This window comes from Methylobacterium radiodurans, from assembly GCF_003173735.1.
GTDB lineage: Bacteria > Pseudomonadota > Alphaproteobacteria > Rhizobiales > Beijerinckiaceae > Methylobacterium > Methylobacterium radiodurans.
The window spans coordinates 864760-889348 of sequence record NZ_CP029551.1 but is presented as its reverse complement, the minus strand read 5'-3'; the positions used below and the strand labels follow the sequence as shown (position 1 = coordinate 889348).

The following is a 24589-nucleotide window of genomic DNA, read 5'->3' as shown; positions in this document are numbered from 1 at the left end:
CCCATCCGGGCGGCACGACGCGATCGAGGTAAAGGCATGGCGGGTTCGGGGCGGCGTCCTCTGGTTGCGGGCAACTGGAAGATGAACGGCACGCGCGCCTCGCTCGCGACCGTCGAGGCGATCCGCGACGGGCTCTCGCCGGCGCTGCTCGAGAAGATCGACGTGCTGATCTGCCCGCCCGCGACGCTGATCGGCTCCTGCGTCGCCGCGACCTACGGCTCGCCCATCGCCATCGGCGGCCAGAACCTGCACGCCCGCCCGAGCGGCGCCTTCACCGGCTCGATCTCGGCCGAGATGCTGGCCGATCTCGGCGCGAAATACGTCATCGTCGGCCATTCCGAGCGGCGCGCCTACCACCACGAGACCGATGACGGCGTGCACGCCAAGGCGCTCGGCGCCCGGCGCGCGGGCCTGTGCGGCATCATCTGCGTCGGCGAGACCATGGAGGAGCGTGAGCAGGGCCGCGCGCTCAGCATCGTGCGGGCGCAGCTCGCCATCGGCCTCCCGAAGGGCGCGACCGCCAAGGACACGGTGATCGCCTACGAGCCGGTCTGGGCGATCGGGTCGGGCCGCACCCCGACCCCGGGCGAGATCGCCGAGGTCCACGCGAGCTTGCGCGAGATGCTCGACAAGCTCGTCGGCGAGGAGGCCGAGAAGATCCGCATCCTCTACGGCGGCTCGGTCAAACCCGGCAACGCCCGCGAGCTGATGGCGGTCGAGAACGTCGACGGCGCGCTGGTCGGCGGCGCGAGCCTCGTCGCCGAGGATTTCCTGGGCATCTGCAACGCCTACGCCTGAGGCGGCGGCTCAGAGCTTGTAGGCCTGCCGCGCGAGCAGGCGCCAGCGGCCGCCCTCCCGGTGCCAGACCTGAAGCACGCCGATATGGACCGGCACGCTCTTGCCGTTCGAGACCGTCTCGCCGTCGAAGACGTGCCGTGCGATCGCGTCGTCGCCGACCACCGAGGCCGTCCGGCTCGTCAGGGTGATGCTGGGGAAGCTGGAGCGGCGGCTCACCAGCGCGTCGATGAAGGCGGCCTTGTCCTGCACCGCTCCGCTCGAATGGCCGTAGCTCAGTCCGTCGAGCACCAGCGCGTCGAGGGCCGCCCCGTCGGCGGCCAGGATCGCGCGGGTCAGCGCGTCGACCGCCGCCTCGACCTCGGCCTCCGGTCCGGCGGCCCGGGCGGATGGCATAGCCGCCGACAGGAGGTGGGCGGCCGCGAGGGCGGCGAGCAGCGATCGGCGCGAGACGGGCATGGCGTTCCTCCGGGGATCGGCGGCGCGTCCGGGGCGCCGCGCCTGGGTTCCGGCTATCGTGCCGCAGGAGAGCACGGGCGCGACTGCGAGGCGAGAGGGGCCGGGCCCCGCCCGGAACCCGTCGGCCCGCCGGCTTCCTGTTGGCGCGCGGCCGCTTCTGGTGTATGGCCCGGCCGATTATGCGGGCGGCGCGCTGGAGCACCGGCCGGCGGCGCGCCCGCCTCTGATCCCTGAGCATCGCGAGCGTTCTCGGGATCGGCGCCAGACAGGTAAGACCCCGGAATCCCGATGCAGACCGTCCTGATCGTCGTCCACCTCCTCATCGTGCTCGCGCTGATCGGCGTCGTGCTGCTGCAGCGCTCCGAGGGCGGCCTCGGGCTCGGCGGTGGCGGCAGCGGCGGCGTCTCCGGCTTCATGACCGGCCGCGGCCAGGCCAACGCGCTCACCCGCGCCACCGCGATCCTGGCCGCCCTGTTCTTCGTCACCAGCATGACGCTCGCCGTGATGTCGCACCGCGCCGCCGGCCCGCGCTCGATCCTCGACGGCGCCGGCACGAATCAGCCGGCGCGCCAGCAGCCGGGCGGCGCCGACAACCTGCTCGACACCCTGCGCCAGCAGCAGAACCAGGGCACGACGTCCGCGCCGGGTGCTGCTCCCGCCGCGCCCGCCCCGAGCCAGCCCGCCGGCCCGCCCGAGGCACCGCAATCCCGCTGAGGCGCGGCCCGGGCCGACGACGCGACGACCGGCGGGCCAGGGTGCGCGCCGGGCCCTATCCGAACCCATGCCGCCGACGCGGTCCGGCCCCGCGCCGCCCGAGCACAGGAAACGGGGGGCGCGGGCCGCGTTCCGTTTGGCAAAGTCTCACGCTTTGATTATGGACCGAGGCCCATGACGCGGTACGTTTTCATCACCGGCGGCGTGGTTTCCTCGCTCGGCAAAGGTCTCGCCTCGGCCGCTCTGGCGGCCCTGCTTCAGGCGCGCGGCTACCGCGTGCGGCTGCGCAAGCTCGACCCCTATCTCAACGTCGATCCGGGCACGATGAGCCCGACGCAGCACGGCGAGGTCTTCGTCACCGACGACGGCGCCGAGACCGACCTCGACCTCGGCCATTACGAGCGCTTCACCGGGCTCCCCGCCACGCGCGCCGACAACATCACCACGGGCCGGATCTATCAGGACATCATCGCGCGTGAGCGGCGCGGCGACTACCTCGGCGCCACCATCCAGGTGATCCCGCACGTCACCAACGCCATCAAGGCGTTCGTGCTCGACGGCAACGAGGCCTACGACTTCGTCCTCGTGGAGATCGGCGGCACGGTCGGCGACATCGAGGGCCTGCCCTTCTTCGAGGCGATCCGCCAGCTCGGCCAGGAACTGCCGCGCGGCACCACCGCCTTCATGCACCTGACGCTCCTGCCCTACATTCCCTCGGCGGGCGAGCTGAAGACGAAGCCGACCCAGCACTCCGTGAAGGAGCTGCGCTCGATCGGCATCCAGCCCGACTTCCTGCTCTGCCGCTGCGACCGGCCGATCCCGGCCGACGAGCGGCGCAAGCTCGGCCTGTTCTGCAACGTGCGCGAATCGGCGGTCATCGAGGCGCGCGACGTCGCCTCGATCTACGACGTGCCGCTCTCCTACCGGGAGGCCGGACTCGACCGCGAGGTGCTCTCCCATTTCGGCCTGGAGCCGAAGGCCGAGCCGGACCTGACCCGCTGGCGCACCATCTCGGAGCGGGTGAAGAACCCCGAGGGCGAGGTCTCCATCGCCATCGTGGGCAAGTACACGGGGCTGAAGGACGCCTACAAGTCGCTCACCGAGGCGCTCACCCACGGCGGCATCGCCCATCGCTGCCGGGTGAACCTCGAGTGGATCGAGTCCGAGGTGTTCGAGCGCGAGGACCCGGCCCCCTTCCTGGAGGGCATCAACGGCATCCTGGTGCCCGGCGGCTTCGGCCAGCGCGGCGCCGAGGGCAAGATCCGCGCGGCCCGCTACGCCCGCGAGCGCAGAATCCCGTATTTCGGCATCTGCTTCGGCATGCAGATGGCGGTGATCGAGGCGGCCCGGGCGCTCGCCGGCATCGCGGACGCGAACTCGACCGAGTTCGGCGAGACCTCGGAGCCGGTGGTCGGCCTGCTCACCGAGTGGCTCAAGGGCAACGAGCTGGAGAAGCGCGCGGCGGCCGGCGACCTCGGCGGCACGATGCGGCTCGGCGCCTACCAGGCCCGCCTCGGGGCCGGCACCCGGATCGCCGAGATCTACGGCACGACGGACATCTCCGAGCGCCACCGCCACCGCTACGAGGTCAACATGGCCTATCGCGAGCGGCTGGAGGCGGCGGGCCTGCGCTTCTCCGGCACCTCGCCGGACGGCCTCCTGCCGGAGACCGTGGAGCATGTCGGCCATCCCTGGTTCATCGGCGTGCAGTACCACCCGGAGCTGAAGTCGCGCCCCTTCGAGCCGCACCCCCTCTTCCAGAGCTTCATCGGCGCGGCGATCGAGCAGAGCCGGCTGGTGTGAGGGATCGCGGTGTGACGCCCGGGCGCGCTCGCACTCCGCGGGCGCGCGCCTATCTCTAGCGGGCCGTGACCGAGATCCTGTTCTACCACATGCAGCGCCAGCCCCTGGAGCGGGTGCTGCCCAACCTCGTCGAGCGCTCGCTGGAGCGCGGCTGGCAGGCCGCGATCCAGGCGGTGAGCGAGGAGCGGCTCGCCGCCCTCGACGACGGGCTCTGGACCTACGCGGACGAGAGCTTCCTGCCCCACGGCACCGACCGCGAGCCCGATGCCGGCACCCAGCCGGTGGTGCTGACCCTGCGCGACCTCAACCCGAACGGTGCCTCGATCCGCTTCCTCGTGGAAGGCGCCGACCTGCCCCCCGACGCGGCCGACTACGCGCGCATCTGCATCCTGTTCGACGGCACCGACCAGGACGCGCTGCTGCGCGCCCGCGAGCAGTGGCGCCAAGCCAAGGCCGCCGGCCACGCGGTCGCCTACTGGCAGCAGGACGAGGACGGTCGCTGGAACAAGAAGGCGTGACGCATTTGACCGGACGCACAGCCGCGCTGCTCGCAGCCCTCCTCGTCGGCCTCGCACCGTTGCAGGCACCCCTGCACGCCCAGGAAGCCGGGCGCGGAGAGGCCGGCCGCCGCGGGCCCGAGCGCCCGGCCGCCGAATCCCGCGAGGGCCGCAAGCTGCCCGCCGATTCGGTGACGCAGCAGAGCGTCACCCTGCCGGACGGCAAGCGCCTCGACTTCACCGCGACCGCCGGCAGCTTGGCCCTCGTCGACGAATCCGGAAAGCTCCAGGCCGAGATCGCCTACATCGCCTACACGCGGCCGGCCGAGGAGGCCCGAGAGCGCCCGGTCACCTTCGCGATCAACGGCGGCCCCGGCGCGGCCTCGGCCTATCTCAATATCGGGGCGATCGGCCCCTGGCGCCTGCCCGCGGACGGGCCGAGCATCAGCCCGTCGCAGAGCGTGGCTTTGGTGCCGAACGACGGCACCTGGCTCGACGTCACCGATCTCGTCTTCATCGATCCCGTCGGCACAGGCTACAGCCGGGCCGCGGACGGGGATGGCAAGTCGTACTGGAACGTCGAGGCGGACAGTTCCGTGCTCGCCGCCGCGATCGCCCGGTACCTGCGCGCCAACGACCGCATGGCGAGCCCGAAATTCTACGTCGGCGAGAGCTACGGCGGCTTCCGCGGGCCCCTGATCGCGGCCAAGCTCCAGGAGGATATCGGCGTCGGGCTGTCCGGCATGGTGCTGCTATCGCCGGTGCTCGACTTCGCCTGGCTGCAACAGCCGCGGGCGAATCCTTTGGGCCACGTGCTGCGCCTGCCCTCCTTCGCGGCCGCCGCCCTGGAGCGCTCGGGCCGGACGCCGACGCCCGAGCTGATGCGGGACGCGGAAGGCTACGCTACCGGACCCTACCTCGCCGACCTGCTCAAGGGCCCGAACGACGCGCAAGCCGTCGCCCGCCTCACCGAGCGCGTGGCCGCGCTGACCGGGCTCGACCCGGCCCTCGTGCGGCAGCAGGCCGGGCGCGTCTCCACCGGCAGCGTCCAGCGCGAGGCCGACCGGGCCTCGGGGCGCGTCGCCAGCGCCTACGACACGGCGGTGACGGGCTGGGACCCGGATCCGACCGCGCCGCATTCCGGCTTCGACGACCCGCTGCTGACCGCGCTCCAGGCGCCCCTCACCAGCGCGATGATCGACCTCTACACGAAGCGCCTGAACTGGCGCGTGCCGAACCTGCGCTACGAGCTCCTGAACGCCGCGGTGAACCGCAGCTGGGGCTGGAACTCCGGCCGCTCGGCACCGGAAGCGCTGGGGCAACTGCGCAGCGTGCTGGCGCTGGACGGCAACATGCGGGTGCTGGTCACCCACGGCTACACCGACCTCGTCACGCCCTACTTCGCCTCGAAGCTGCTGATCGACCAGTTGCCCTCCTACGGCCAGCCGCCGCGCCTGACGCTCGCGGTCTATCCGGGCGGCCACATGTTCTACTCTCGGGCGGACTCGCGCGCCGCCTTCAAGCGGGACGCGGCCGCCCTGTTCTCCGCCGCCGTGAAGGCGCGCGAGGCGGGCGACGGGCGGGCGAGCCGATGAGCCGGTCGAGCCTCGCCCTCGCGGCCGGTCTCGTGGCCGGTCTCGCGGCCATCGCTCTGGCGGGCTGCACCGCCGCGGAGCGGACGCCGCCGACGCCCGCCGAGATCGCCCCGGTTCCGCCGCGCCCGCCCGCGCCGCCGCCGAGCTTCAGCGGGCCCGTGCTGACCCCGGAGGGCGCCTGCACGGGCGCTGCGCCCGGCACCGCCGCGGCGATCGAGCCCGGCATCGGCGAGTGCGACCTCGTCCGCCTGAAGGGCCGGGCGCCGACCGACGTGCTGATCGGCGAGGGCCGCGCGGGGCGCGAGGTGCAGGTGCTCTACACAGAGCCCGGCGCGAAGGAGCTGTACTTCTTCGTCAACAACCGGCTCGACCGGGTGATAAAGTCTTAGCCAGCTAACGCACGCGCCAGACCCGCAGCGCGCTGCCCGGAAGGTCCACGGGCTCCAGCCACGGCACCGCGACCTCGCCGCGGGTGAGGCGCGTCGCGAAGGCGGTTTCCGCCTGCAGGTCGTCGCCGGGACGGGACGGGCAGGTCGCCAGGTAGCGGATGTCGTGCGCGCGGACCTGCCGCCGCAGGTCGGACTCAGTCCCGCCCAGGCCCTCGATGACGGCGGTGAGGCCCGGGATGGCCCGGTGGTAGGGCGCGCCCACCACGGAATGCGGCGTGCGCAGCAGGATCGACGGACCGATGAAGATCGGCGCCAGCACCGTGCCGGGTGGCAGGGCGGCGAGCGGCGCCACGGCGGCGTCCGCGTGGCAGGTCACCGCGCCGTCCGGATCGCGGCCGTTCGCGGCCGTAGGGGTGAGGGCCCCCGCGAGCAGCGCGAGCGCCGTCCAGCTCGAGCCGACTAGGCCGACGCTCAGCGCCAAGGTCCCCCAGAGGCGCGCGCCCCTGAGGTTCGGCGCGGCCGCGAGAGCCCGGTCGATCACCGGGCCGGCCACCAGCGGCACGAAGGCCACCGCGACGTAGATGCCGCGCAGCTGGACGAATCCGAGCAGCACCCCGGGCCAGAGGAACAGGGCGGCGACCCGGAAGAGACGCCGCTCCGGACCTCGGAAGGCGGCCCAGGTCGCAGCAAGAGCCGCCACGACGAGGATCGGGTAGAAGGCCAGGATCTCCCACTGCCGCCACGCCACGAATTTCGGGACCGAGGACATCTCGTTGACGGTGTAGAGCCAGTGCGCGCGCACCAGCGGCGTCATGTCCGGGAAGGGACCGCCGAGGCAGGTGGGGAACAGGGCGGCGAACCCGCCGAGCAGGGCGGCGCCGCAGAGCGCCGCGAAGCCGAGGCGGGCGCCGGCCGAACTCAGGTGCCGGTCGAGCCCCGCGCAGGCCAGCGCCGTGGCGCAGCCACCTGCCGCCAGCCAGAGCCAGGGCGGCGAGAGGGCGTCGCAGTAGGCCGTGCCCCACAGGGCGGGCGCGGTCTGGGCCGCGAAGAGCGGGAAGGCCGCCGACAGGCCGAGGCCGAAGCCCAGGAAGGCCGGCAGCGCCGCCCGGCCGCGCAGCATCCAGTCGCCCGCGAGGAAGAGGGCGCCCAGCGCGATGTAGGGCAACGCCTCCAGGCCGATCGCCAGGGAGAGCGCGGCGAGCCCGCCGCCGACGAGCCCTGGGCGCAGGCCGCCGCGGACGAGGCAGAGGGCGAGGCCGAAGATCGCCAGGATCTGCAGGTTGTGGTGATCGACCCGGCCCGCCTGGAACTGGACGAGGATGCCGAAGGTCTGCGTCGCCACGAACACCGCGAGCACCGCGGCGCGGGGTCCGAAGCTCGCGCGCACGCCCCGATGGACCATCAGGCAGAACAGGCCGAGCAGCAGCAGGGGCCAGAGCACGGCCGTCAGCCCCTCGGCCAGGGACCGGCCGGTGATCGGCGAGAGCAGCAGGATCAGGCCGGCGATGGGCGCATCGACGAGGCGCGACCAGTGACTCTGAACGCCGCCCGGCAGCAGGAACCGGTACTGGACGTTGTCGTACCAGCCCTGGCCGGCGAGCAGGTCGCGCACGCCCACGAGGCGCATCGCGTCGTCGGTGTCGGGCACGCGCAGGCGCGTGATCGTGCCCCAGAGGTCGGCCGGCGCGTTCAGCGTGAGCAGCGAGAACCCGACGATGAGCCAGAGGACGAGCTGGACATCGACCCGCACCCTCGGCGGCGCCTGCACCGCGATCCCCGTCGTCATCCGCCATCAACTCCGCGCAGCCGCGGATGCGCGGCCGCGACGGCCAGAGGATGGGCGGAATCCGCTTAATGGCGGGTCAAGCACCGGATCGGGCGCGGTGTTAATCGGCTGGCAGGCAGGTCCGGTTAACCGTGCCGGACTGTTCCCGGATCGGGCGGAGAGCCGATTCGAACCGGGGGCGCGACACGTCAAGGGTCCGCCCGTCCCGACGGGATGCGCGGTCCGGATCGCGGAGTCCAGTCCATGGTCCCCCAATCCCTTTCGGCACGGCAACGCCTCATCGTGGCCGCGGGCGCCGCCGTCACCCTGGCGAACTGGCTCGGCATCCGGCCGTGGGACCTGAAGGGCTGGCTCATCGGCACGCCGTTCGGGCGGGACTTCGTCAATTTCTGGCTCGCGCCGCGCCTCGCGCTGTCGGGACAGGGCGCCGTGCTCGCCGATCCGGCAGCCTACCGGGACACGGTGATGGCGGTGTTCGACATCGCCCACGACCCGAAGCTGCTCTTCGTCTACCCGCCGCACATCCTGGTCTTCCTGGTCCCCTTCGGCCTGCTGCCGTTCCTGCCAGCCGTGATCGCCTGGACGCTCGTCAACCTCGCGGCCCTGGCCCTGGCGACGCGGCTCTGGCTGGCGCCCGCGGCGCGGCGGGGATGGTTCATCCTCGTGGTCTGCACCGCGCCGGCGGCCGGCGCGATGGTGCTCTACGGCCATTTCGGCGGCCTCATCGCGCTGGCGGCGGCCCTGGCCGTGCTCGAGAGCCGGCGCCGCCCTTGGATCGCCGGGCTCTGTCTCGGCCTTCTCTCGGTCAAGCCGCAATTCGCCCTGGCACTCGGGCTCGTCCTGCTCTGCACCGGGCGCTGGCGCTGGATCCCGATGGCCGCCCTCTCGACCGCGGCCCTCGTCGGCCTCTCGGTCCTGCTGTTCGGACTAGGCCCGTGGGAGCGCTTCATCGGCGTGACCATGCCCATGCAGAGCGCCTTCATCACGGAATTCCACGCGCGCTGGATCGAGACCTCGGTCTCGCCCTTCTTCGCGGCGCGCTTCTGGGGCATGCCGCCGGCCGGGGCCTGGGCGCTCCAGGGAACGGTGACGCTCCTCGCCTTCGCGGTGGGGGTGGCCGCCCTGCGCCGGGCGGGGGACGGACCGCGGATGGATCCCCTCGCGCTCCTCGTCGTCCTGCTCGCTCCGATCGTGATGCTCCCCTACGCGAGCCACTACGAGCTCGCCCTGGTCGCGCCGGGCCTGAGCCTGCTGGCGCTCGGCCGACCGGCGGCCCCGCTCGCGCTCGCCACCTGGCTCCTCGTCCCCCTCGCCCGGGTGCTGTTCATCTTTGACCTGCCGATCCTGTGCCTCCTGGTGCCCGGGACCTTGTTCGCGGCCGCGTGGCGCCTCCTCGCCCCGGCCGACGGCCGACCGAGCGTCGCGGTCCCGCGCGCGGCGCCCGTCTGAGAACCGACACTGAGAACCGAAATGGCCCGTCTTCTCGTCACCGGCGGTTCCGGCTTCCTGGGATCCCTCCTGATCGACGACCTGCTGGCGGCCGGGCACGCGGTCACGAGCATCGACCTCCTGCCCGGCGAGCGGCGGCATCCGCAGCTGAACGGCGTCGTCGGCGACATCCGCGACCGAGCGAGCCTCGACCGGATCCTGTCGGGCGGCGGCTTCGAGGGCGTGTTCCACTGCGCGGCGCTCCTCGCCCACGGCGCCGTGCCGGAGGCCGAGATGTGGTCGTCGAACGTCGAGGGCACGCGCAGCCTCGCGGCGGCGGCCGCGGCAGCGGGCGTGCCGAGCCTCGTCTACGTGTCCAGCAACTGCCTCTGGGGCCGTGGCTTCGACCGGCCGGTGCGCGAGGACGACGCGCCGGAGCCCTGCGAGCCCTACGGCTTGAGCAAGTGGGAGGGCGAGAAGATCCTAGCGGCCCATGCGGGCGACTTCGCCGCCACCGTGATCCGCTCGCCCACGATCATCGACGAGGGACGCCTCGGCCTCCTCGCGATCCTGTTCGAGTTCATCGCCGAGGGGCGCCGCGTCTGGATGGTCGGCGACGGCTCCCACCGCTACCAGTTCATCTACGCCCGCGACCTGATCGCCGCGATGCTGCTCGCCTGGCAGCAGCGCCGCACGGGCATCTTCGGTATCGGCTCGGACCGGGTCGACACCATGCGCGAGACCTTCGCGCACGTCATCGCGCAGACCGGGAGCCGGTCGCGGATCGTCGGCCTGCCCAAGGGACCGGCCGTCCTCGCCATGCGGGCGGCGCACGCGCTCCGGGTCTCGCCGCTCGGTCCCTACCATTACCGGATGATCGCGGCCGACTTCACCTTCGATACCGGGCGGATCAAGGCCGCGCTCGGCTGGCGCCCGACCCTGTCGAACAGCGAGATGCTGCTGCACGCCTACCGCTACTACGCCGCGAACCAGGCCGAGATCGCCGGACGGCGCGACGTCTCGGCCCATCGCCGCGCCGCCGACATGGGCGTCATCCGCGCCCTCAAATGGATCTCCTGACCGGGGCCGCGCGGGCCGGCGCCGCGGAACACAGCGCTCGTTAACCCTTCCGGGCGATACTCCGGCGCATCCGGGCGATCCCGTTGGAGGGGCGCCCCGCCGGAGCCGGGAATGAGCCATCACACCGAGACGCTGGTCATCGGCGCAGGCCCCGCGGGGCTGACCGCCGCCTACCTGCTATCGAAGCACGGCCGCTCCGTCACGGTGCTGGAGCGCGACCCCGCGCAGGTCGGCGGCATCTCCCGCACGGTCTCCCACAACGGCTACCTGTTCGACATCGGCGGGCACCGCTTCTTCTCGAAGTCGAAGGCCGTGGTCGATCTCTGGGACGAGCTCCTGCCCGACGACTTCATCGAGCGCCCGCGCCTGTCGCGGATCTACTACCAGGGCAAATACTACGCCTACCCGCTCAAGGCCTTCGAGGCGCTGCGGAACCTCGGCCTCCTTACCAGCACGGCCTGCGTGCTCTCCTACCTGTACGCGCGCGCCAAGCCGATCGAGACGCCGAAGAGCTTCCACGACTGGGTGCGCAACCAATTCGGCGAGCGCCTGTTCTCGATCTTCTTCAAGACCTACACTGAGAAGGTCTGGGGCATGTCCTGCGACGCGATCTCGGCCGACTGGGCAGCCCAGCGCATCAAGGGGCTCGACCTCGGCGCCGCGATCCGCGACGCGCTCGTTCGCTCGCTCGGGCTGCGCGCGAAGCCCAAGGCCGGCGAGCCGGTGATCAAGACCCTGATCGAGTCCTTCCGCTATCCGCGCCGCGGCCCCGGCATGATGTGGGAGGCGGCCGCCGCGAAGATCCGGGCGCAGGGCGGCCAGGTGCTGCTCGACCGCGGCGTCGACGGCCTCGGCTTTGACGCCGCCACCGGGATCTGGACGGTGAGCGTGCTGCTCGGCGACGGCAGCCGGGAGACCTACACGGCCCGCAACCTCGTCTCCTCGGCGCCGGTGCGCGAGCTCGTGGACGCGATCCGCCCGCGGCCCCTGAGCACCTTCCACGCCCGCGCCCTGCAGTACCGCGACTTCCTCACGGTCGCGCTGATCGCCAAGTCCGACAAGACCTTTCCCGACAACTGGATCTACATCCACGACCCGTCCGTGAAGGTCGGCCGGGTGCAGAACTTCCTCTCGTGGTCGCCCGAGATGGTGCCGGATGCGGGCCACACCTGCCTCGGGCTCGAATATTTCTGCTTCGAGGGCGACGGGCTCTGGAACAGCTCCGACGCCGACCTCGTCGCGCTCGCCAAGGCGGAGATCGGCAAGATCGGGCTGATCGACCCGGCCGACGTGGTCGATGCCTGCGTGGTGCGCCAGCCCAAGGCCTATCCGGTCTACGACGAGACCTACGCGGAGAACGTCGCGATGGTCCGCATGGAGCTGGAGCGGGACTTCCCGAGCCTGCACCTGGTCGGCCGCAACGGCATGCACAAGTACAACAACCAGGACCACGCCATGATGACGGCGATGCTGACCGTCGAGAACATCCTGGCGGGTAAGCGCCGCCACGACGTCTGGCGGGTCAACGAGGACGCCGAGTACACCGAGGCCGGGATCTCGGGCGCCCAGGAAGCCCTGGGGAGCGAGCGGCTGGTGCCGCGCAAGGTGGCCTGAGGCCTTCACGGCCTCGCGAGAGCGGCCGGCCGGAAGGGGCGGCCGGGCGAAGCCCTCACGCGCCGTCTTGCAACCGCCGCCGGCGCACGCGACAACCTTTCCAACGCCCGCTGACGGGGCGGCCCGGGAAGGAACATCCATGCGATCGCAGATTCTGGCCGCGCTCCTGGCGAGCGCGGCGCTCACCGTCGGCGCCCTGGCTCAGGGCGCGCCCCCCGGCGAGACCAAGGGCAAGACCGACGACCTGGAGAAGCTCCAGGCCTTCAAGAGCACCGGCACGGAGCCGGCCCCGGAGGTGCCGCAGACCGGGCGCCGCGCCGACGCCATCCGCAAGACGCTCGCCAAGATCAAGCTGCCCGAGGGCTTCAAGATCGACCTCTACGCCGTGGTGCCGGATGCCCGCGCCCTCGCGGTCGGCCCCAATGCCGGCGTCGTCTTCGTCGGCACCCGCAAGAGCAAGGTCTACACCGTCACCGACCGCGACAAGGACCGGGTGGCCGACGAGGTGCGAGCCTTCGCGCCGGGCGTCAGTTTCAAGGTGCCGAACGGCGTCTGCTTCTCGCGCGACGGCGTGCTGACCGTCGTCGAGCAGAACCGGGTCCTAGCCTTCCCGGCCGCCGAGTTCTTCTACGAGAACCCGGACGTCGCCGCCGGTATCGTCGTGAAGCAGGGTGAGCTGATCCCGGCTTCCGAGGAGAGCTACAACCACACCGCCCGCGTCTGCCGGGTCGGGCCGGACGGCAAGACCTACATCGCGCTCGGCCAGCCCTACAACGTGCCGCCCGCCGACAAGCTCGACCTCTACACGAAGACCGGCATCGGCGGCATCATCCGGGTCGATGCCGACGGGAAGAACCGCGAGGTCTTCGCTACCGGCATCCGCAACTCGGTCGGCATCGACTTCGCGCCCGACAAGAGCCTCTGGTTCACCGACAACCAGGTCGACGGCATGGGCGACGACACGCCGCCGGGCGAGCTGAACCGCGCCACGAAGGCCGGCGAGACCTTCGGCTTCCCCTGGTACGGCGGCGGCGCGGTCCGCACGGCCGAGTACAAGGACCAGACCCCGCCCGCGAACGCCGTGGCGCCCCTGGCCGAGCTGCCGCCGCACGCGGCCGATCTCGGCCTGACCTTCTACAACGGAAAGCAGTTCCCGAAGGCCTACCAGGGCGGCATCTTCATCGCCGAGCACGGCTCGTGGAACCGCACCACCCCGGTCGGCGCCCGGATCATGTTCGCGACGCTCGGCGCCGACGGCAAGGTCGCCTCGGTCAAGCCCTTCGCCGAGGGCTGGCTGACGCAGGACGGCGAGTATCTCGGCCGGCCCGTCGACGTGGCCGTGCTGCTCGACGGCTCGCTCCTCGTCTCGGATGACACCGCGGGCGCGGTCTACCGCATCTCCTACGAGGGCGGGGACAAGTGAGGAGACCGAGCAAGCCGCTTGGCCTCGCCCTCGCGGCGCTGGTCCTCGGCGCGCTCCCGGCCGCGGCCGGGGGCGACGCCGCGGCAGGCCGCAAGCGCGCCGCCGCCTGCCAGGCCTGCCACGGGCTCGACGGGCTCTCGAAGCTGCCGGAGGCGCCCAACCTCGCCGGACAGGTCGAGGTCTACCTCGTCAAGGTCCTGCGGGAGTATCGGGACGGCACGCGCCGCAACGAGGTCATGAACGTGGTCGCCAAGGAGCTGACGGACGCCGACATCGACAACCTCGCGGCCTATTACGGCGGCCTGCAGATCGAGGTTCTGCCGCCGGGCTAGAGCGCTCTCCGCCGATCCCGATTGCCGCGCGATCGGGATCGGCTCCGGGCGGCGTTCGGCCCCTCAGACCGGCGGGCAGGGCTGCCCGCCCGGCAGCACGACCTCCGGGTTGCCCCAGTAGGCCTTGCCCTCTCGCACCGGCCAGAGGGTGGTGTAGGAGAAGGTCCAGTTGCTCAAGGTCGGGAACACCCGGAACAGGGCGGCGTAGCGCATCTTCACCTCCGCCATCACGTAGCGGGTGCCGGCCGCGCTCCCCGTCGGCGCGGGCCCGATCACCGAGCCGACGGTGCGGGCCTGATCCTTCTGCGCCGCGCTGGAACAGACCCGCGCCACGGCGACGCCGTCCGTCAGGTAGACCCCCGCGGCCGTCAGCACGATCCCGGCCGCCTCGATGTCGTAGGGCGTCGCCACGGCGCGGGCCGCCGCGTAGACCTCGCCGACAGCGGGATTCGTGCCGGAGATCAGGTCCGCCATGGTGCTGGCGGCGAGGTCGAGGCGCTTGGCGACCGAGAAGGCCCGTGGCAGCTCGACGGCCGCCATGAACAGGCCGAGCAGGACCGGCACGATGATCGCGAACTCGACCGCGCTGGCGCCGGAGCGCGCGCGCGCGAAGCGCCGGGCCACCGGCTCGCGCCTCACTGGCAAGCCTTCCCGCTATAGGGCTCGGTGGAGAAGATCGCCGTCGCCACGAGGAGCTGGGCGTTCGAGCCCATCGGGTGGCGCGTGAAATCGAGCGCGTTGAACAGGCGCAGCACCGGCACCGCCGCCCGCACGGCCACGACGTCCCTGCCGAGCGGGCACTGGAAGGTGCTGCCGAAGCCGGGCGCCCAGTCCTTCCGCTGGCTGTCGTAGGGATCGGCGATACTCATCGCGGCGAAGCTCGAACCCCGGGTCACGTCGAGCTTGAGATCCGCGCAGCGGAACAGCACCGCGGCGCCGCCGCACATCACGCGGCGCAGGCGCGAGGCCGGGTCGTTGCCGTCCGCGGCGTCCTGGAACGCGCCGGTGCGCAGCGCCCGCGCCGCGCGGTCGACCGCGCTGTCCAGGGTCTGCTGCGACAGGGTCATCATGGCCGCCTCGACGACCACGCAGAGCAGCAGGAGGAAGGGGACGGCCAGCAGCGCGAACTCCACCGCCCCGGCACCCGAGCGGGACCGCACGAAGCCGCGCCCGGCAGCGAGCAGGCGCGCGCGCAGCCGTACCGACAGGTCTCGTGACGGGGTTGTGGGAAGACCACCGGGGGCAGGCATGTTCGAGGGCCGGTCGCGCGATCCGGCGGGGTTTTCCATCGGACCGCCGGACATGATCCGCAGGTCTAGCAGGACCACTCTTTACAACCCGTAAGACTTGCCTGCCGCCCGCACACACTCGGGGAGATAGTTTACTTCACTCATGGTTGATCAAGGACTAAGATCTACAACCTGACCGAACAAGGCGGTTCGTTAACCGGCAGAGCGCTAGGAGATGGCTTGGGAAGATCTGCGTGCGGGCGGACGATGTGATGCGGGAGGTTCGGCACAGGATGGCGGGACGCGGCACCGCGCGCGACCGCTTGGCGGCCTTCGGGGCGGACCGGCGGGGCTCGGTGGCCCTGATCTTCGGCCTGAGCGCCACGGTGCTGGTCGGCCTCATCGGCGGCGGCATCGATTACGCCCGGGTCTCGACGCGCCGCAGCCAGCTCCAGGCCGCGGTCGATGCCGGCGTTCTGGCCGGCGGCAACGCCCTCAAGCTCGCGGCCTCCAGCACCGATTCGGTCCGGGGCGTGACCGAGCAGACCATCCGCGACGCCGCCAAGACCCCGGCCGATCGCGCCCTCGGCCTGCGCGTCGAGGTGCCGCCGGAGAAGACCAGCGTGTTCGCCCGGGCCGAGGAGACGATGCGGCTCGGCTTCGGCGCGCTCGTGGGGCTCGGGACACAGACCATCTCGGCGCAGGCGCGGGTGAACGTGGTGGGTAAGATGCGGCTCTGCATGCTCACCCTGGATCCGTCGGCGATGGGCGCCTTCAACCTCCAGAAGAACGCGCAGGTCACGGCGAACGCCTGCTCTCTCTACGCGAACTCGGCCAACATCGCCGGGATGGTCGGCGGCGACAACGCGATGGCGCGGGCCGACACGATCTGCTCGGCCGGCGGCTATCTCGGCCTGCGGGCGAATTTCGCGCCCCCGCCCCAGACAGGCTGCCCGGTGATCGAGGATCCGCTGAAGGACCGCCCCGCGCCGGCGGTCGGGGGCTGCATCGCGATCCCGGCTTCCGCCAACAAGAAGGGCGACACCAGCAAGAACGAGGTCGACCAGAGCGTCACGCTGGAGCCCGGCACCTATTGCGGCGGCCTGCGCATCACCAAGAAGGCGACCGTCACGCTGCGGCCCGGGATCTACGTGATGAAGGACGGGCCCCTGATCGTCGACCAGAAGGCATCGGTCGCCGGGGACGGCGTGGCGTTCTACTTCACCGGAGACAAGGGCGGCCTGCTGTTCAGCAAGGGCAGCACGGTGAGTCTCGCCGCCCCCACCAGCGGCGTGATGGCCGGACTGCTGATGATGGAGGAGCGCAGCGTCAACAACCCGGTCGATCCCGTCCTGGCCCTGCTGAGTGCCGTGGGGACCACCGTCGGCGGGGTGACCGACCTCGTCTCGGGACTGACGGGCGACGGCGAGTTGCCGCCGACCCCGACCCCCCCGCCGGTCGGCCTGACCAAGCCGATGCGGATCTACCGGATCATCAGCGACAACGCCCGCACCATGCTGGGCACGATCTACCTCCCGGCCGGCCGGGTGGTGATCGACGCGGACAAGCCGGTGGCGGACCGCTCGGCCTACACCGTCGTGGTGGCCCAGCAGGTCAACCTCTACGAGGGGCCGAACCTCTACCTGAACGCGAACTACGACCAGACGAGCGTGCCGGTGCCCAAGGGCGTCGGCCCGCTCTCAGGCAAGCTCATGCTGAGCCAGTAGCGACACGCCGCCGGAAACCCCTATGCTCGCCCTAATCCTCGACGATTCGGAGATGAACAACCTGCTGATGGCGCAGGCTCTGAAGGCCGTGCCCGATTGCGAGCCGGTCGACTTCACCTGCCCTGTCGAGGCGCTGGCTTTCCTGCGCGGCAACGTCGAGCGGATCGGCATCGCGGTCACCGACTACGAGATGCCGGGCATGAACGGCCTCGAGGTGATCCGGGCCGCCCGCGCGGTGGAGGGCTTCGCCCACGTGCCGATCGTGATGGTCACGAGCCTCGACCAGCAGAGCCTGCGCCGCGAGGCCCTGGCGGCGGGCGCCACCGACTTTCTCGGCAAGCCCTGCGACCCGGTCGAGATCCGGGCCCGGGTGACGAACCTGATGAAGATCTCGGCGGCCCACCGGCAGGAGCAGGACCGGGCGGCCTGGCTCGCCCGCGAGGTCGCCGCCGCCGTCTCGGTGATCGAGGCGCGCGAGCGCGAGATCATCGCGCTCCTGATGCGGGCGGCCGAGCACCGCGACACCGATACGGGCAACCACGTCGCCCGGGTCTCGGCCTATGCGGGCATCATCGCCCGGCGCCTCGGCTTCGATCCCGCGGGCGTGCGGACCCTCCAGCTCGCCGCCAGCATGCACGACGTCGGCAAGATCGGCGTGCCGGACGCGATCCTGCTGAAGCCGGGTCCCCTCACGGCCGAGGAGCGGGTCGAGATGCAGGCTCATGCCGAGCGCGGGCGTCGCATCCTGGAGGGCAGCACCTCCGAGGTGGTGCGGCTCGCCGCCGAGATCGCCGCGAGCCACCACGAGCGCTGGGACGGACAGGGCTACCCGGCGGGCCTCAGGGGCGAGGCGATCCCGCTCCCCGGCCGCATCGTGGCGGTGGCCGACGTGTTCGACGCCCTCGTCTCGGACCGGCCCTACAAGGAGGCCTGGCCGCTGGAGCGGGCGAAGGCCTTCCTGCACGAGCAGGCCGGCCAGCACTTCGACCCGGCCTGCGTCGCGGCCTTCCTAGAGGGCTGGGACGAGGTCGAGGACCAGTGCCGCAGGCTCGCGGCCTGACGATCGTCCGGACGAGGGGAGACCGCCCGATGCGCCTTGGTTCGCTCAGCCCGCGGCGCTCGCTCGCCCGGCGCCTCGCCTGGGCCGTCGTCGGTGCCGTGGCGGCGGCGCTGGTGCTCGCCACGCTGCTCTCCGTCTGGCGCGAGGTCGATCGCTACGCCGCCGACAAGCGCGAATCGCTCAGCGCGCTCGCCCAGGTCTTCGCCTATTCGAGCACCGAGGCCGTCGCGGCGGGGGACGAGCGGGCGGCCGAGACCGTGCTCAGGGCGATCGCCCACACGCCGACGATCGTCTACGCGGCGGTCGAGCGCCTGGACGGCGCAGTGCTCGCCGAGCAGGGCATCGGCCTGCGTCTGGCCCGCGACATCGACCTCGACGGCCGGGATATCGGCCTCCACGATCTCCTCTTCACCCGCACGCTCCGAATCAGCGCCCCGGTCAAGGAGAACGCCCGGGACATCGGCCGCGTCGTCCTCGTGGCGCAGACCGGCGACCTCGCCGAGCGCGTCGGCGGCGTGGCGCTGAGCGCGGGGCTCGCGGGCCTGCTCGCGCTGGCGGTCGGGCTCGCCGTCTCGGCCCGGCTCCAGCGCTCGGTGACGCGCCCGCTGGCGGACCTCGCCACCACCATGGACGCGGTGCGCCTCCGGCACGACTACGCCCGCCGCGCGGTGGTCTCGGGCGACGACGAGGTCGGGGCACTGGCCGGCACCTTCAACGCGCTGCTCGGCGCCGTGAACGAGCGCGACCGGCGCTTGGCCGAGCACGGCGCGAAGCTCGAGGAGGAGGTCCGAGTCCGCACCCTCGACCTCAGCGAGGCGATGCTGGCCGCCGAGTCCGCCAACGCCGCCAAGTCCACCTTCCTGGCCACGATGAGCCACGAGATCCGCACGCCGATGAACGGCATGCTGGTGATGGCGGAACTGCTCGCCGGCACCGACCTGCCGCCGCGCCAGCGCCGCTACGCCGAGGTCATCGCCCGCTCCGGGCAGTCCCTGCTCGCCATCATCAACGACATCCTCGACTTCGCGAAGGTCGAGGCGGGCAAGCTGGAGCTGGAGCGGATCCCGGTCGATCCGGGCGAGGTCGCCGACACCGTCGTGACCCTGTTCGGCGAGCGCGCGCGCAGCGCCGGGCTCGACCTCGCGGCGAGCGTCGCCTCCGACGTGCCGCGGCGGATGCTGGGCGATCCCGTGCGGCTGGGCCAGGTGCTCGGCAACTTCGTGTCGAATGCCCTGAAGTTCACGGAAAGCGGCCACGTCCTGGTGCGGATGAGCATGGAGGCGGCGGGCCGCACCCTGGTGATCCGCGTCGAGGATACCGGCATCGGCATCCCGGAGGACAAGCTGCCGACGATCTTCGCGGCCTTCTCGCAGGCCGACCAATCCACCACGCGCCGCTTCGGCGGCACCGGCCTCGGCCTCTCGATCGCCCAGCGGCTGATCGAGGCGATGGGCGGTGCGGTCGGCGTCGAGAGCCGGGTCGGGGCGGGCTCGACCTTCTGGGCGCGGATCCCGGTCGCGGAGGCGGAGGTCGCGCCCGCGATCCGGCGCGGCGACGCCGTGCCGGCCGCGGTCGCCCTCGTCGGCCTCGGGGCGGCCACCGAGGCGGCGCTCGCCGCGAGCCTCGCCGCCGCGGGCTTCGCGCCGGGGACCGCGGAGGCCGCTCTGCAGATCGCCGACGCGGAGGCGCTGCTGCGCGCCGGGACGCGGCCGGCGGGCCGTGAACGGGTGATCGCCCTCTGCCCGATGGGCGAGCCGGCGGGCGCGCAGGCGCTGCGGGCCGGGCTCGCGGACGAGCTGATGCGCTGGCCCGTGGTGCAGAGCGAGTGGCGCGCCACGCAGGCCGCGCTCGCGACGGGCGAGCCCTTCGCGCAAGGGTCCGCGGCGCAAGGCGCCGCGCAGGCACTGCCGCAATTCCCGGGCGCGCGGGTGCTCGTGGCCGACGACAGCGCGGTCAACCGCGAGGTCGCGGTCGAGGCGCTGGCGCGCTGCGGCGTCACCGCGGTCGTCACCGTCGAGGACGGCGCGGCGGCGGTGCTCGCCCAGGCCGAGACGCCGTTCGACCTGATCCTGATGGACGGCAACATGCCGGTGCTCGATGGCTTCGCGGCCTCCCGCGCCATCCGCGAGCGCGAGGCCGCGGCCGGCCTCTCGCGCGTGGCGATCGTCGCGCTCACCGCCCACGTCGTCGGCGACGGCGCCGTGGCCTGGCGCGAGGCCGGCATGGACGGGGCGCTCGCCAAGCCCTTCACCCTGGCGCAGCTCGCGGAACTCCTGGGCGGCATTCTGGCGCCCGGCACCCAGACGGTGGATGAGCCCCCCACGGCCGGCGCGCCGGCACCTGCGGCCGCGCCCGGCGCGCTCCTCGATGCGCAGGTCCTGCAGGGCCTCTGCGAGATGGGCGACGGGGCCTTCTTCGGGCGCGTGCTCGGCCTCTACACGCGCCAGGGCCCTGTGGCGCTGGAGACGCTGGAGCAGGCGCTCGCCGCGGGCGACCCGCGTGCGGTCGCGAGCGCCGCGCACGGGCTCAAGTCGATGAGCGCCAATATCGGCGCGGCGGCGCTCGCGGCCGATCTCGGACGGATCGAGCGCGCCGCGCGCGACGCGGGCGACCTGCCGCCCGCGGGCACGGCGGAGCGCGTCTCGGCGCTCTTCGCGGCCACGATCGAGGCCCTGAGCGGCTTCGCGGACGGCCTCGGCAACGCCCCGGCCGAGGCGCGGAGGGTGGCCGGCTGACGGGAACCCGGGACGATCGGGCGCGCTGCCCGGCCGTTCCGGCGCTCGGCCCCCGCGGCGGCGGGGACCGCCCCGATCAGGCCTCGAGCTTGGCCATCAGCGCCTCGGAGAGCGCGAAGTTGACGTAGACGTTCTGCACGTCGTCCTGGTCCTCGATCACCTCGACAAGGCGCACCAGCTTCTCGCCGGTCTCGTCGTCGACGTCGATCGTGTTCTGGGCCTTCCAGACGAGGCCGGTGCGCACGGGCTCGCCGAAGCGGGCTTCGAGCGCCTTGCCGACCTCGCCGTAGGCGTCCTGGGCACAGGTGACCTCGTGGCCGTTCTCGTCCGAGCGCACATCGTCGGCACCCGCCTCGATCGCGGCCTCCAGCATCGTGTCGGCGTCGGCCACGGCGGCCGGGAACGCGATGACGCCGACCCGGTCGAACATGAAGGCGACCGCCCCGGTCTCCGCGAGACTGCCGCCGGACTTGGTGAAGGCCGAGCGCACGTCGGACGCCGTGCGGTTGCGGTTGTCGGTCTGCGCCTCAACGATCAGCGCGGCGCCGCCCGGGCCGTAGCCCTCGTAGCGGATCTCCTCGTAGTTCTCGCCCTCGGCGCCGGCCGCCTTCTTAATGGCGCGCTCGATGTTGTCCTTCGGCATGTTCTCGGCCCGGGCGGCCAGGATGGCCGCCCGCAGGCGCGGGTTCATCGCCGGATCGGGCGTGCCGAGCTTGGCCGCCACCGTGATCTCGCGAGCGAGCTTGCCGAACACCTTCGAGCGGACCGCGTCGACGCGGCCCTTGCGGTGCATGATGTTCTTGAACTGGGAATGGCCGGCCATGTCTCTTCAGGCTGTCTGCCGCGGCGGAGAGACCGGCTCGGAAATCCTCTCAGGGAGATCCTGGCCCTCGACGCCGCACGGGTCGCGAATCCGCAGGTTATAGGCCGGCGCTCGTCGGCGAGGCAACGCGGGCTTGGTCCGCGCCGACGCGCGATCCCTGTCGGAGGGCACCGGAAAGATCGGGGACGCCCGAGCGTTGCTGCCGCGAGGCTGCGGAGAGACACGAGGTGATGGGTCGAACGAAGCGCCCCGACGGGGACCGCGCGCCGGTCGATGCCGGCCGGAGCGCCCGCACCGGCCCGAGGGCCGCGGCAGCGGGCTGGCTCAGGCTCGGCCTCGCGGCGATCCTCGGCGCCGCGGCGGGCGCGACCCTGTTCCCGCGGGCGGCGCAGGGGCGGTCCGAGGCGCGGCGCCGCCCGGAGCGCGACGGACTATGATCCGGGACGCGGATGGGAGCCTTCGCGGCTTCTCCCCGTTGTCGCGCATGCCCGCTCTGATCCGCACCCTGCCGCTCCTCGCCCTGCTGGCGAGCCCGCTCCTGTCCGACTCCGCGCGGGCCGCGAGCTTCCCCTGCGACAAGGCCGAGACGCCCGACGAGACGGCGATCTGCAGGACGCTCGCGCTCAACGACCGCGACGTGGAGATGGCGACGCGCTTCGAGATCCTGAAGGAGGTGCTGCCGATGGGCGGCCGCACCAAGATGCAGGAGGACCAGGAGGCGTGGCTGAAGGAGCGCCGCGCCTGCGGGCCCGACACCGCCTGCCTGCGCGACCTCTACGACGTCCGGCTGAAGACCCTGCGCGGCCTGCTCTCGGAGTTCGCCAAGCAGGGGCAGTGAGACGACCCTAAGGCAGCCGCGCCAGCAGCCGCTCGGCCAGGGGGTTTTCAGCCGCGAAGGCGTAGTCGATGCGGCGCACGCTGACCGCCCGGGCGCCGGCCCGCACCAGCGCGTCGGCGAGGTCGAAGACCGCCGCCTCCGGGCAGCGCAGCACGATCTCGCCGTCCGCGCACCGCGGCGCGCCGTAGGGCAGCTCGGCCTCGTGGAGCCCGGCGATCGTCGCGAGGTCGATCGTGCCGTCCTCGGGCAGACCGGCCCGCACCTCGCGGGTGGTGCGGGCGCGCTCCTCGGCGGCGATCCGGCCCATCACGGCCCGGAAGGCGGCTCGCTGGCCCTCGCCCCAGGCGGCGTTGAGCGAGGCGACGAGGTTCGCCTCCGAGCGCAGGATGATCCCGTCGTCGAGGATCTTCAGGGCGTTGGCGGCGAGCGTCGCCCCGGTCGTGGTGATGTCCACGACGATCTCGGCCGAGCCTGCAGCAGGCGCGCCCTCGGTGGCGCCCAGGCTCTCCACGATGCGGTAGTCGGCGACGCCCTTCTCGGCGAAGAAGCGGCGGGTCAGGTTCACGTACTTGGTGGCGATGCGCAGACGGCGCCCGTGGCGGGCGCGCATCTCGGCCGCGACCTCGTCGAGGTCGCTCATGGCGCGCACGTCGATCCAGGCCTGGGGCACGGCGACCACCACAGTGGCGTTGCCGAAGCCCAGCGGCGTCAGGAGCTCGACCTGCCCGCGCACGTCCGGCAGGCTCTCGCGGATCAGGTCCTCGCCGGTGATGCCGAGATGGGCCGCGCCCGAGGCGAGCTGGCTCGCGATCTCGGAGGCCGAGAGGTAGCGCACCTCGACATTCGGCACACCGACGAGCTTGCCGCGGTAGTCGCGGGCGCCCGAGCCCTGCGCGAGCTTCAGCCCGGCCCGGGCGAAGAAGGCGTTGGCGTTCTCCTGTAGCCGGCCCTTCGACGGGACGGCCAGGACGAGCGGATCCACGGAAGAGGTCTCCGACAGGCTCACCGGGCCCCTCCCACCACGCGATCGACCCAGAAGGTGCAGCCCACCGCCGGCTGCGGCTCGGGCGCTCCCAGATGGGTCAGCAACCCGTCGTAGCGCCCGCCGCCGACGAGGACGGGCATCCCCTCCCCCCCCGTCACCTCGAAGATGAAACCCGAATAGTAGTCGAGGTTGCGCGCGAAGCCGCCGCTGAAGCGGAAGGCATCGAGCGCGAGGCCGCGGGCCGCGATGAAGCCGTTGCGCTCCTCGAACAGGTCGAGCGCCGCCGCGACCGCGTCGTGCCGGATGCCGGCCTCCGCGACCAGCGCCCGCAGGCTGCGCGCCGCCGCGTCCGGATCGCCGGCAATCGCGCTGTAGCGCTCGATCACCGCGCGGTTCTCGACGTTGAGCCCCGCCCCGCCGCTCGCCTGCGCGGCGGCCTTGGCGAGGAAGCGCTCGGCGATCTCGCCGGCCGAGCGCCCGCCCACCGCCGAGATGCCGGCGATGGCCAGCACATCCTCCACGAAGGCGCGCACGCCGCGCGGGTCCTGGCCCTGGATCGCCGCGAGCAGGCCCGCATGCGGGTCCTCGGGCGTGGCCGCGTTGGTGATGCCGTCGAGGGAGCGGCCGGCGGCGAGCGCGCGGAGCGTGCGCCGCTTGGCGGCCGGGGGCACGCCGAGCCCGTCGAGGAGCGCCACGGTCAGCCCCATGTCGCCGAGGCGGACGGTCGGGCTCGCGTGGCCGAACAGGGCGAGCCCGTCGAGGGCGAGCCCCAGCACCTCCGCGTCCGCCGCCGGGATGTCGGCGCGCCCGATCGACTCGATGCCGGCCTGCAGGAACTCGTCGGGCTCGTCCGCGGCGAGCCGGAAGACGGGGCCGAGATAGCTGTAATCGGCGCTGCCGCCCGCGGCGCGGGCGCGGTGCAGGCGGCAGACCGGAATGGTGAATTCCGGCCGCAGGCACATCTCGGCGCCGGACACGTCCTGCGTCACGAAGATGCGTCGGCGGATGTCCTCGCCGGAGAGTTCGAGGAAGGGCTCGATCGGCTGCAGGACGGGCGGCGTCACCGGCGCGTAGCCGGCCGCCGTCAGATGCGCGAGCAGCCGCGCCTGCGCGGTCCCGTCCGTTCCCGTCTCCGCTTCCGGTCGTGTCATCGGCTCCACCAGCCCGTGTCCGGCGGCTCTGTAGCAATCGCGATGGGGCTTGGCGACCGTTTAGAGTACCGCGTCTGGATACCGCGCCACTCGCCCGGATGGGGACACCGCCCGCGCTCTCCGTTG

At 72.4% G+C, this 24589-nt stretch carries 23 protein-coding genes; 16 read left to right on the top strand and 7 right to left on the bottom strand.

All coding sequences use genetic code 11. The annotated features are described in order from the left end of the window. Positions 1-36: 36 nt before the first annotated feature. Positions 37-798, top strand: coding sequence for a triose-phosphate isomerase (gene tpiA / locus DK427_RS04005; protein WP_109950140.1), 762 nt, complete (start codon positions 37-39; stop codon positions 796-798). Positions 799-807: 9 nt separating this feature from the next. Here the strand turns inward: tpiA and DK427_RS04000 are convergent, their stop codons facing one another. After that, positions 808-1254: a nuclear transport factor 2 family protein gene (locus tag DK427_RS04000; protein ID WP_109950139.1), complete on the bottom strand. Its 447-nt coding sequence runs from the start codon at positions 1252-1254 to the stop codon at positions 808-810. A 288-nt stretch (positions 1255-1542) separates the two neighbouring features. Between DK427_RS04000 and secG the strand changes: the two genes are divergently transcribed. The 5 genes from secG (at position 1543) to DK427_RS03975 (ending at position 6252) form a co-directional block, all read left to right on the top strand. Further along, positions 1543-1968 (top strand): preprotein translocase subunit SecG, encoded by a 426-nt coding sequence (gene secG, locus DK427_RS03995; protein ID WP_109950138.1) that lies wholly within the window; start codon positions 1543-1545, stop codon positions 1966-1968. A gap of 174 nt (positions 1969-2142) precedes the next feature. Continuing rightward, a complete protein-coding gene (locus DK427_RS03990) occupies positions 2143-3771 on the top strand; it encodes a CTP synthase (RefSeq protein WP_109950137.1) in 1629 nt (542 codons plus the stop codon). A 65-nt stretch (positions 3772-3836) separates the two neighbouring features. After that, positions 3837-4289: a DNA polymerase III subunit chi gene (locus tag DK427_RS03985; protein ID WP_066920420.1), complete on the top strand. Its 453-nt coding sequence runs from the start codon at positions 3837-3839 to the stop codon at positions 4287-4289. Then, positions 4286-5863 (top strand): S10 family peptidase, encoded by a 1578-nt coding sequence (locus DK427_RS03980; protein WP_425452534.1) that lies wholly within the window; start codon positions 4286-4288, stop codon positions 5861-5863. Before DK427_RS03985 ends, DK427_RS03980 begins: the two co-directional genes overlap by 4 nt. Further along, complete coding sequence (locus tag DK427_RS03975) at positions 5860-6252, top strand: hypothetical protein (RefSeq protein ID WP_109950136.1); 393 nt, start codon at positions 5860-5862, stop codon at positions 6250-6252. Before DK427_RS03980 ends, DK427_RS03975 begins: the two co-directional genes overlap by 4 nt. Before the next feature lie 4 nt (positions 6253-6256). Here DK427_RS03975 and DK427_RS03970 read toward each other — a convergent pair whose 3' ends face one another. Beyond that, positions 6257-8038 carry a hypothetical protein gene (locus tag DK427_RS03970; protein ID WP_109950135.1) on the bottom strand — a complete coding sequence of 594 codons (1782 nt, stop codon included), beginning with the start codon at positions 8036-8038 and terminating at the stop codon, positions 6257-6259. Between the two features lie 243 nt (positions 8039-8281). Here DK427_RS03970 and DK427_RS03965 point away from each other — a divergent pair, with 243 nt between their 5' ends. The 5 genes from DK427_RS03965 to DK427_RS03945 all read left to right on the top strand — a co-directional run bounded on the left by DK427_RS03965 (position 8282) and on the right by DK427_RS03945 (position 13915). After that, positions 8282-9487: a glycosyltransferase family 87 protein gene (locus DK427_RS03965; RefSeq protein WP_162559647.1), complete on the top strand. Its 1206-nt coding sequence runs from the start codon at positions 8282-8284 to the stop codon at positions 9485-9487. A 21-nt stretch (positions 9488-9508) separates the two neighbouring features. Beyond that, positions 9509-10546 (top strand): NAD-dependent epimerase/dehydratase family protein, encoded by a 1038-nt coding sequence (locus DK427_RS03960; RefSeq protein ID WP_109950133.1) that lies wholly within the window; start codon positions 9509-9511, stop codon positions 10544-10546. Positions 10547-10657: 111 nt separating this feature from the next. After that, complete coding sequence (locus tag DK427_RS03955; RefSeq protein ID WP_109950132.1) at positions 10658-12160, top strand: NAD(P)/FAD-dependent oxidoreductase; 1503 nt, start codon at positions 10658-10660, stop codon at positions 12158-12160. A 139-nt stretch (positions 12161-12299) separates the two neighbouring features. Next, positions 12300-13583: a PQQ-dependent sugar dehydrogenase gene (locus DK427_RS03950; protein WP_109950131.1), complete on the top strand. Its 1284-nt coding sequence runs from the start codon at positions 12300-12302 to the stop codon at positions 13581-13583. Further along, positions 13580-13915, top strand: a complete 336-nt coding sequence (locus DK427_RS03945) for a c-type cytochrome (RefSeq protein ID WP_204165264.1) — start codon at positions 13580-13582, stop codon at positions 13913-13915. The genes DK427_RS03950 and DK427_RS03945 overlap by 4 nt, the downstream gene beginning before the upstream one ends. Before the next feature lie 63 nt (positions 13916-13978). Here the strand turns inward: DK427_RS03945 and DK427_RS03940 are convergent, their stop codons facing one another. Continuing rightward, positions 13979-14554, bottom strand: coding sequence for a TadE/TadG family type IV pilus assembly protein (locus DK427_RS03940; protein ID WP_245930788.1), 576 nt, complete (start codon positions 14552-14554; stop codon positions 13979-13981). Next, the gene (locus DK427_RS03935; protein ID WP_109953988.1) at positions 14551-15165 is read right to left on the bottom strand and encodes a TadE/TadG family type IV pilus assembly protein; all 615 of its coding nucleotides are present in this window, start codon (positions 15163-15165) and stop codon (positions 14551-14553) included. Before DK427_RS03935 ends, DK427_RS03940 begins: the two co-directional genes overlap by 4 nt. Before the next feature lie 272 nt (positions 15166-15437). Here DK427_RS03935 and DK427_RS03930 point away from each other — a divergent pair, with 272 nt between their 5' ends. Genes DK427_RS03930 through DK427_RS03920 form a run of 3 tightly spaced genes read left to right on the top strand, consistent with a single transcriptional unit; the run spans position 15438 to position 20666 of the window. Then, positions 15438-16871, top strand: coding sequence for a TadE/TadG family type IV pilus assembly protein (locus DK427_RS03930; protein ID WP_109950129.1), 1434 nt, complete (start codon positions 15438-15440; stop codon positions 16869-16871). Between the two features lie 22 nt (positions 16872-16893). Next, a complete protein-coding gene (locus DK427_RS03925) occupies positions 16894-17931 on the top strand; it encodes an HD-GYP domain-containing protein (RefSeq protein WP_109950128.1) in 1038 nt (345 codons plus the stop codon). 29 nt (positions 17932-17960) lie between these two features. Further along, complete coding sequence (locus DK427_RS03920) at positions 17961-20666, top strand: ATP-binding protein (protein WP_109953987.1); 2706 nt, start codon at positions 17961-17963, stop codon at positions 20664-20666. A 76-nt stretch (positions 20667-20742) separates the two neighbouring features. Here the strand turns inward: DK427_RS03920 and DK427_RS03915 are convergent, their stop codons facing one another. Beyond that, a complete protein-coding gene (locus tag DK427_RS03915) occupies positions 20743-21489 on the bottom strand; it encodes a YebC/PmpR family DNA-binding transcriptional regulator (protein ID WP_109950127.1) in 747 nt (248 codons plus the stop codon). A gap of 230 nt (positions 21490-21719) precedes the next feature. Here DK427_RS03915 and DK427_RS03910 point away from each other — a divergent pair, with 230 nt between their 5' ends. Both DK427_RS03910 and DK427_RS03905 read left to right on the top strand, forming a co-directional pair. Next, positions 21720-21926: a hypothetical protein gene (locus DK427_RS03910; protein WP_109950126.1), complete on the top strand. Its 207-nt coding sequence runs from the start codon at positions 21720-21722 to the stop codon at positions 21924-21926. A 59-nt stretch (positions 21927-21985) separates the two neighbouring features. Next, positions 21986-22327, top strand: a complete 342-nt coding sequence (locus tag DK427_RS03905; protein WP_109953986.1) for a lysozyme inhibitor LprI family protein — start codon at positions 21986-21988, stop codon at positions 22325-22327. A 7-nt stretch (positions 22328-22334) separates the two neighbouring features. Here the strand turns inward: DK427_RS03905 and hisG are convergent, their stop codons facing one another. Continuing rightward, positions 22335-23309 (bottom strand): ATP phosphoribosyltransferase, encoded by a 975-nt coding sequence (gene hisG, locus DK427_RS03900; RefSeq protein ID WP_425452533.1) that lies wholly within the window; start codon positions 23307-23309, stop codon positions 22335-22337. 20 nt (positions 23310-23329) lie between these two features. Next, a complete protein-coding gene (locus DK427_RS03895) occupies positions 23330-24463 on the bottom strand; it encodes an ATP phosphoribosyltransferase regulatory subunit (protein WP_109953985.1) in 1134 nt (377 codons plus the stop codon). Positions 24464-24589 lie beyond the last annotated feature (126 nt).

Excerpts from the sequence above, each read along its gene's own strand:
- tpiA (WP_109950140.1), top strand. The coding sequence starts at position 37 with ATGGCGGGTTCGGGGCGGCGTCCTCTGGTTGCGGGCAACTGGAAGATG.
- DK427_RS04000 (WP_109950139.1), bottom strand. The coding sequence starts at position 1,254 with ATGCCCGTCTCGCGCCGATCGCTGCTCGCCGCCCTCGCGGCCGCCCAC.
- secG (WP_109950138.1), top strand. The coding sequence starts at position 1,543 with ATGCAGACCGTCCTGATCGTCGTCCACCTCCTCATCGTGCTCGCGCTG.
- DK427_RS03990 (WP_109950137.1), top strand. The coding sequence starts at position 2,143 with ATGACGCGGTACGTTTTCATCACCGGCGGCGTGGTTTCCTCGCTCGGC.
- DK427_RS03975 (WP_109950136.1), top strand. The coding sequence starts at position 5,860 with ATGAGCCGGTCGAGCCTCGCCCTCGCGGCCGGTCTCGTGGCCGGTCTC.
- DK427_RS03970 (WP_109950135.1), bottom strand. The coding sequence starts at position 8,038 with ATGACGACGGGGATCGCGGTGCAGGCGCCGCCGAGGGTGCGGGTCGAT.
- DK427_RS03965 (WP_162559647.1), top strand. The coding sequence starts at position 8,282 with ATGGTCCCCCAATCCCTTTCGGCACGGCAACGCCTCATCGTGGCCGCG.
- DK427_RS03960 (WP_109950133.1), top strand. The coding sequence starts at position 9,509 with ATGGCCCGTCTTCTCGTCACCGGCGGTTCCGGCTTCCTGGGATCCCTC.
- DK427_RS03955 (WP_109950132.1), top strand. The coding sequence starts at position 10,658 with ATGAGCCATCACACCGAGACGCTGGTCATCGGCGCAGGCCCCGCGGGG.
- DK427_RS03950 (WP_109950131.1), top strand. The coding sequence starts at position 12,300 with ATGCGATCGCAGATTCTGGCCGCGCTCCTGGCGAGCGCGGCGCTCACC.
- DK427_RS03935 (WP_109953988.1), bottom strand. The coding sequence starts at position 15,165 with ATGCCTGCCCCCGGTGGTCTTCCCACAACCCCGTCACGAGACCTGTCG.
- DK427_RS03930 (WP_109950129.1), top strand. The coding sequence starts at position 15,438 with ATGGCGGGACGCGGCACCGCGCGCGACCGCTTGGCGGCCTTCGGGGCG.
- DK427_RS03925 (WP_109950128.1), top strand. The coding sequence starts at position 16,894 with ATGCTCGCCCTAATCCTCGACGATTCGGAGATGAACAACCTGCTGATG.
- DK427_RS03920 (WP_109953987.1), top strand. The coding sequence starts at position 17,961 with ATGCGCCTTGGTTCGCTCAGCCCGCGGCGCTCGCTCGCCCGGCGCCTC.
- DK427_RS03915 (WP_109950127.1), bottom strand. The coding sequence starts at position 21,489 with ATGGCCGGCCATTCCCAGTTCAAGAACATCATGCACCGCAAGGGCCGC.
- DK427_RS03910 (WP_109950126.1), top strand. The coding sequence starts at position 21,720 with ATGGGTCGAACGAAGCGCCCCGACGGGGACCGCGCGCCGGTCGATGCC.
- DK427_RS03895 (WP_109953985.1), bottom strand. The coding sequence starts at position 24,463 with ATGACACGACCGGAAGCGGAGACGGGAACGGACGGGACCGCGCAGGCG.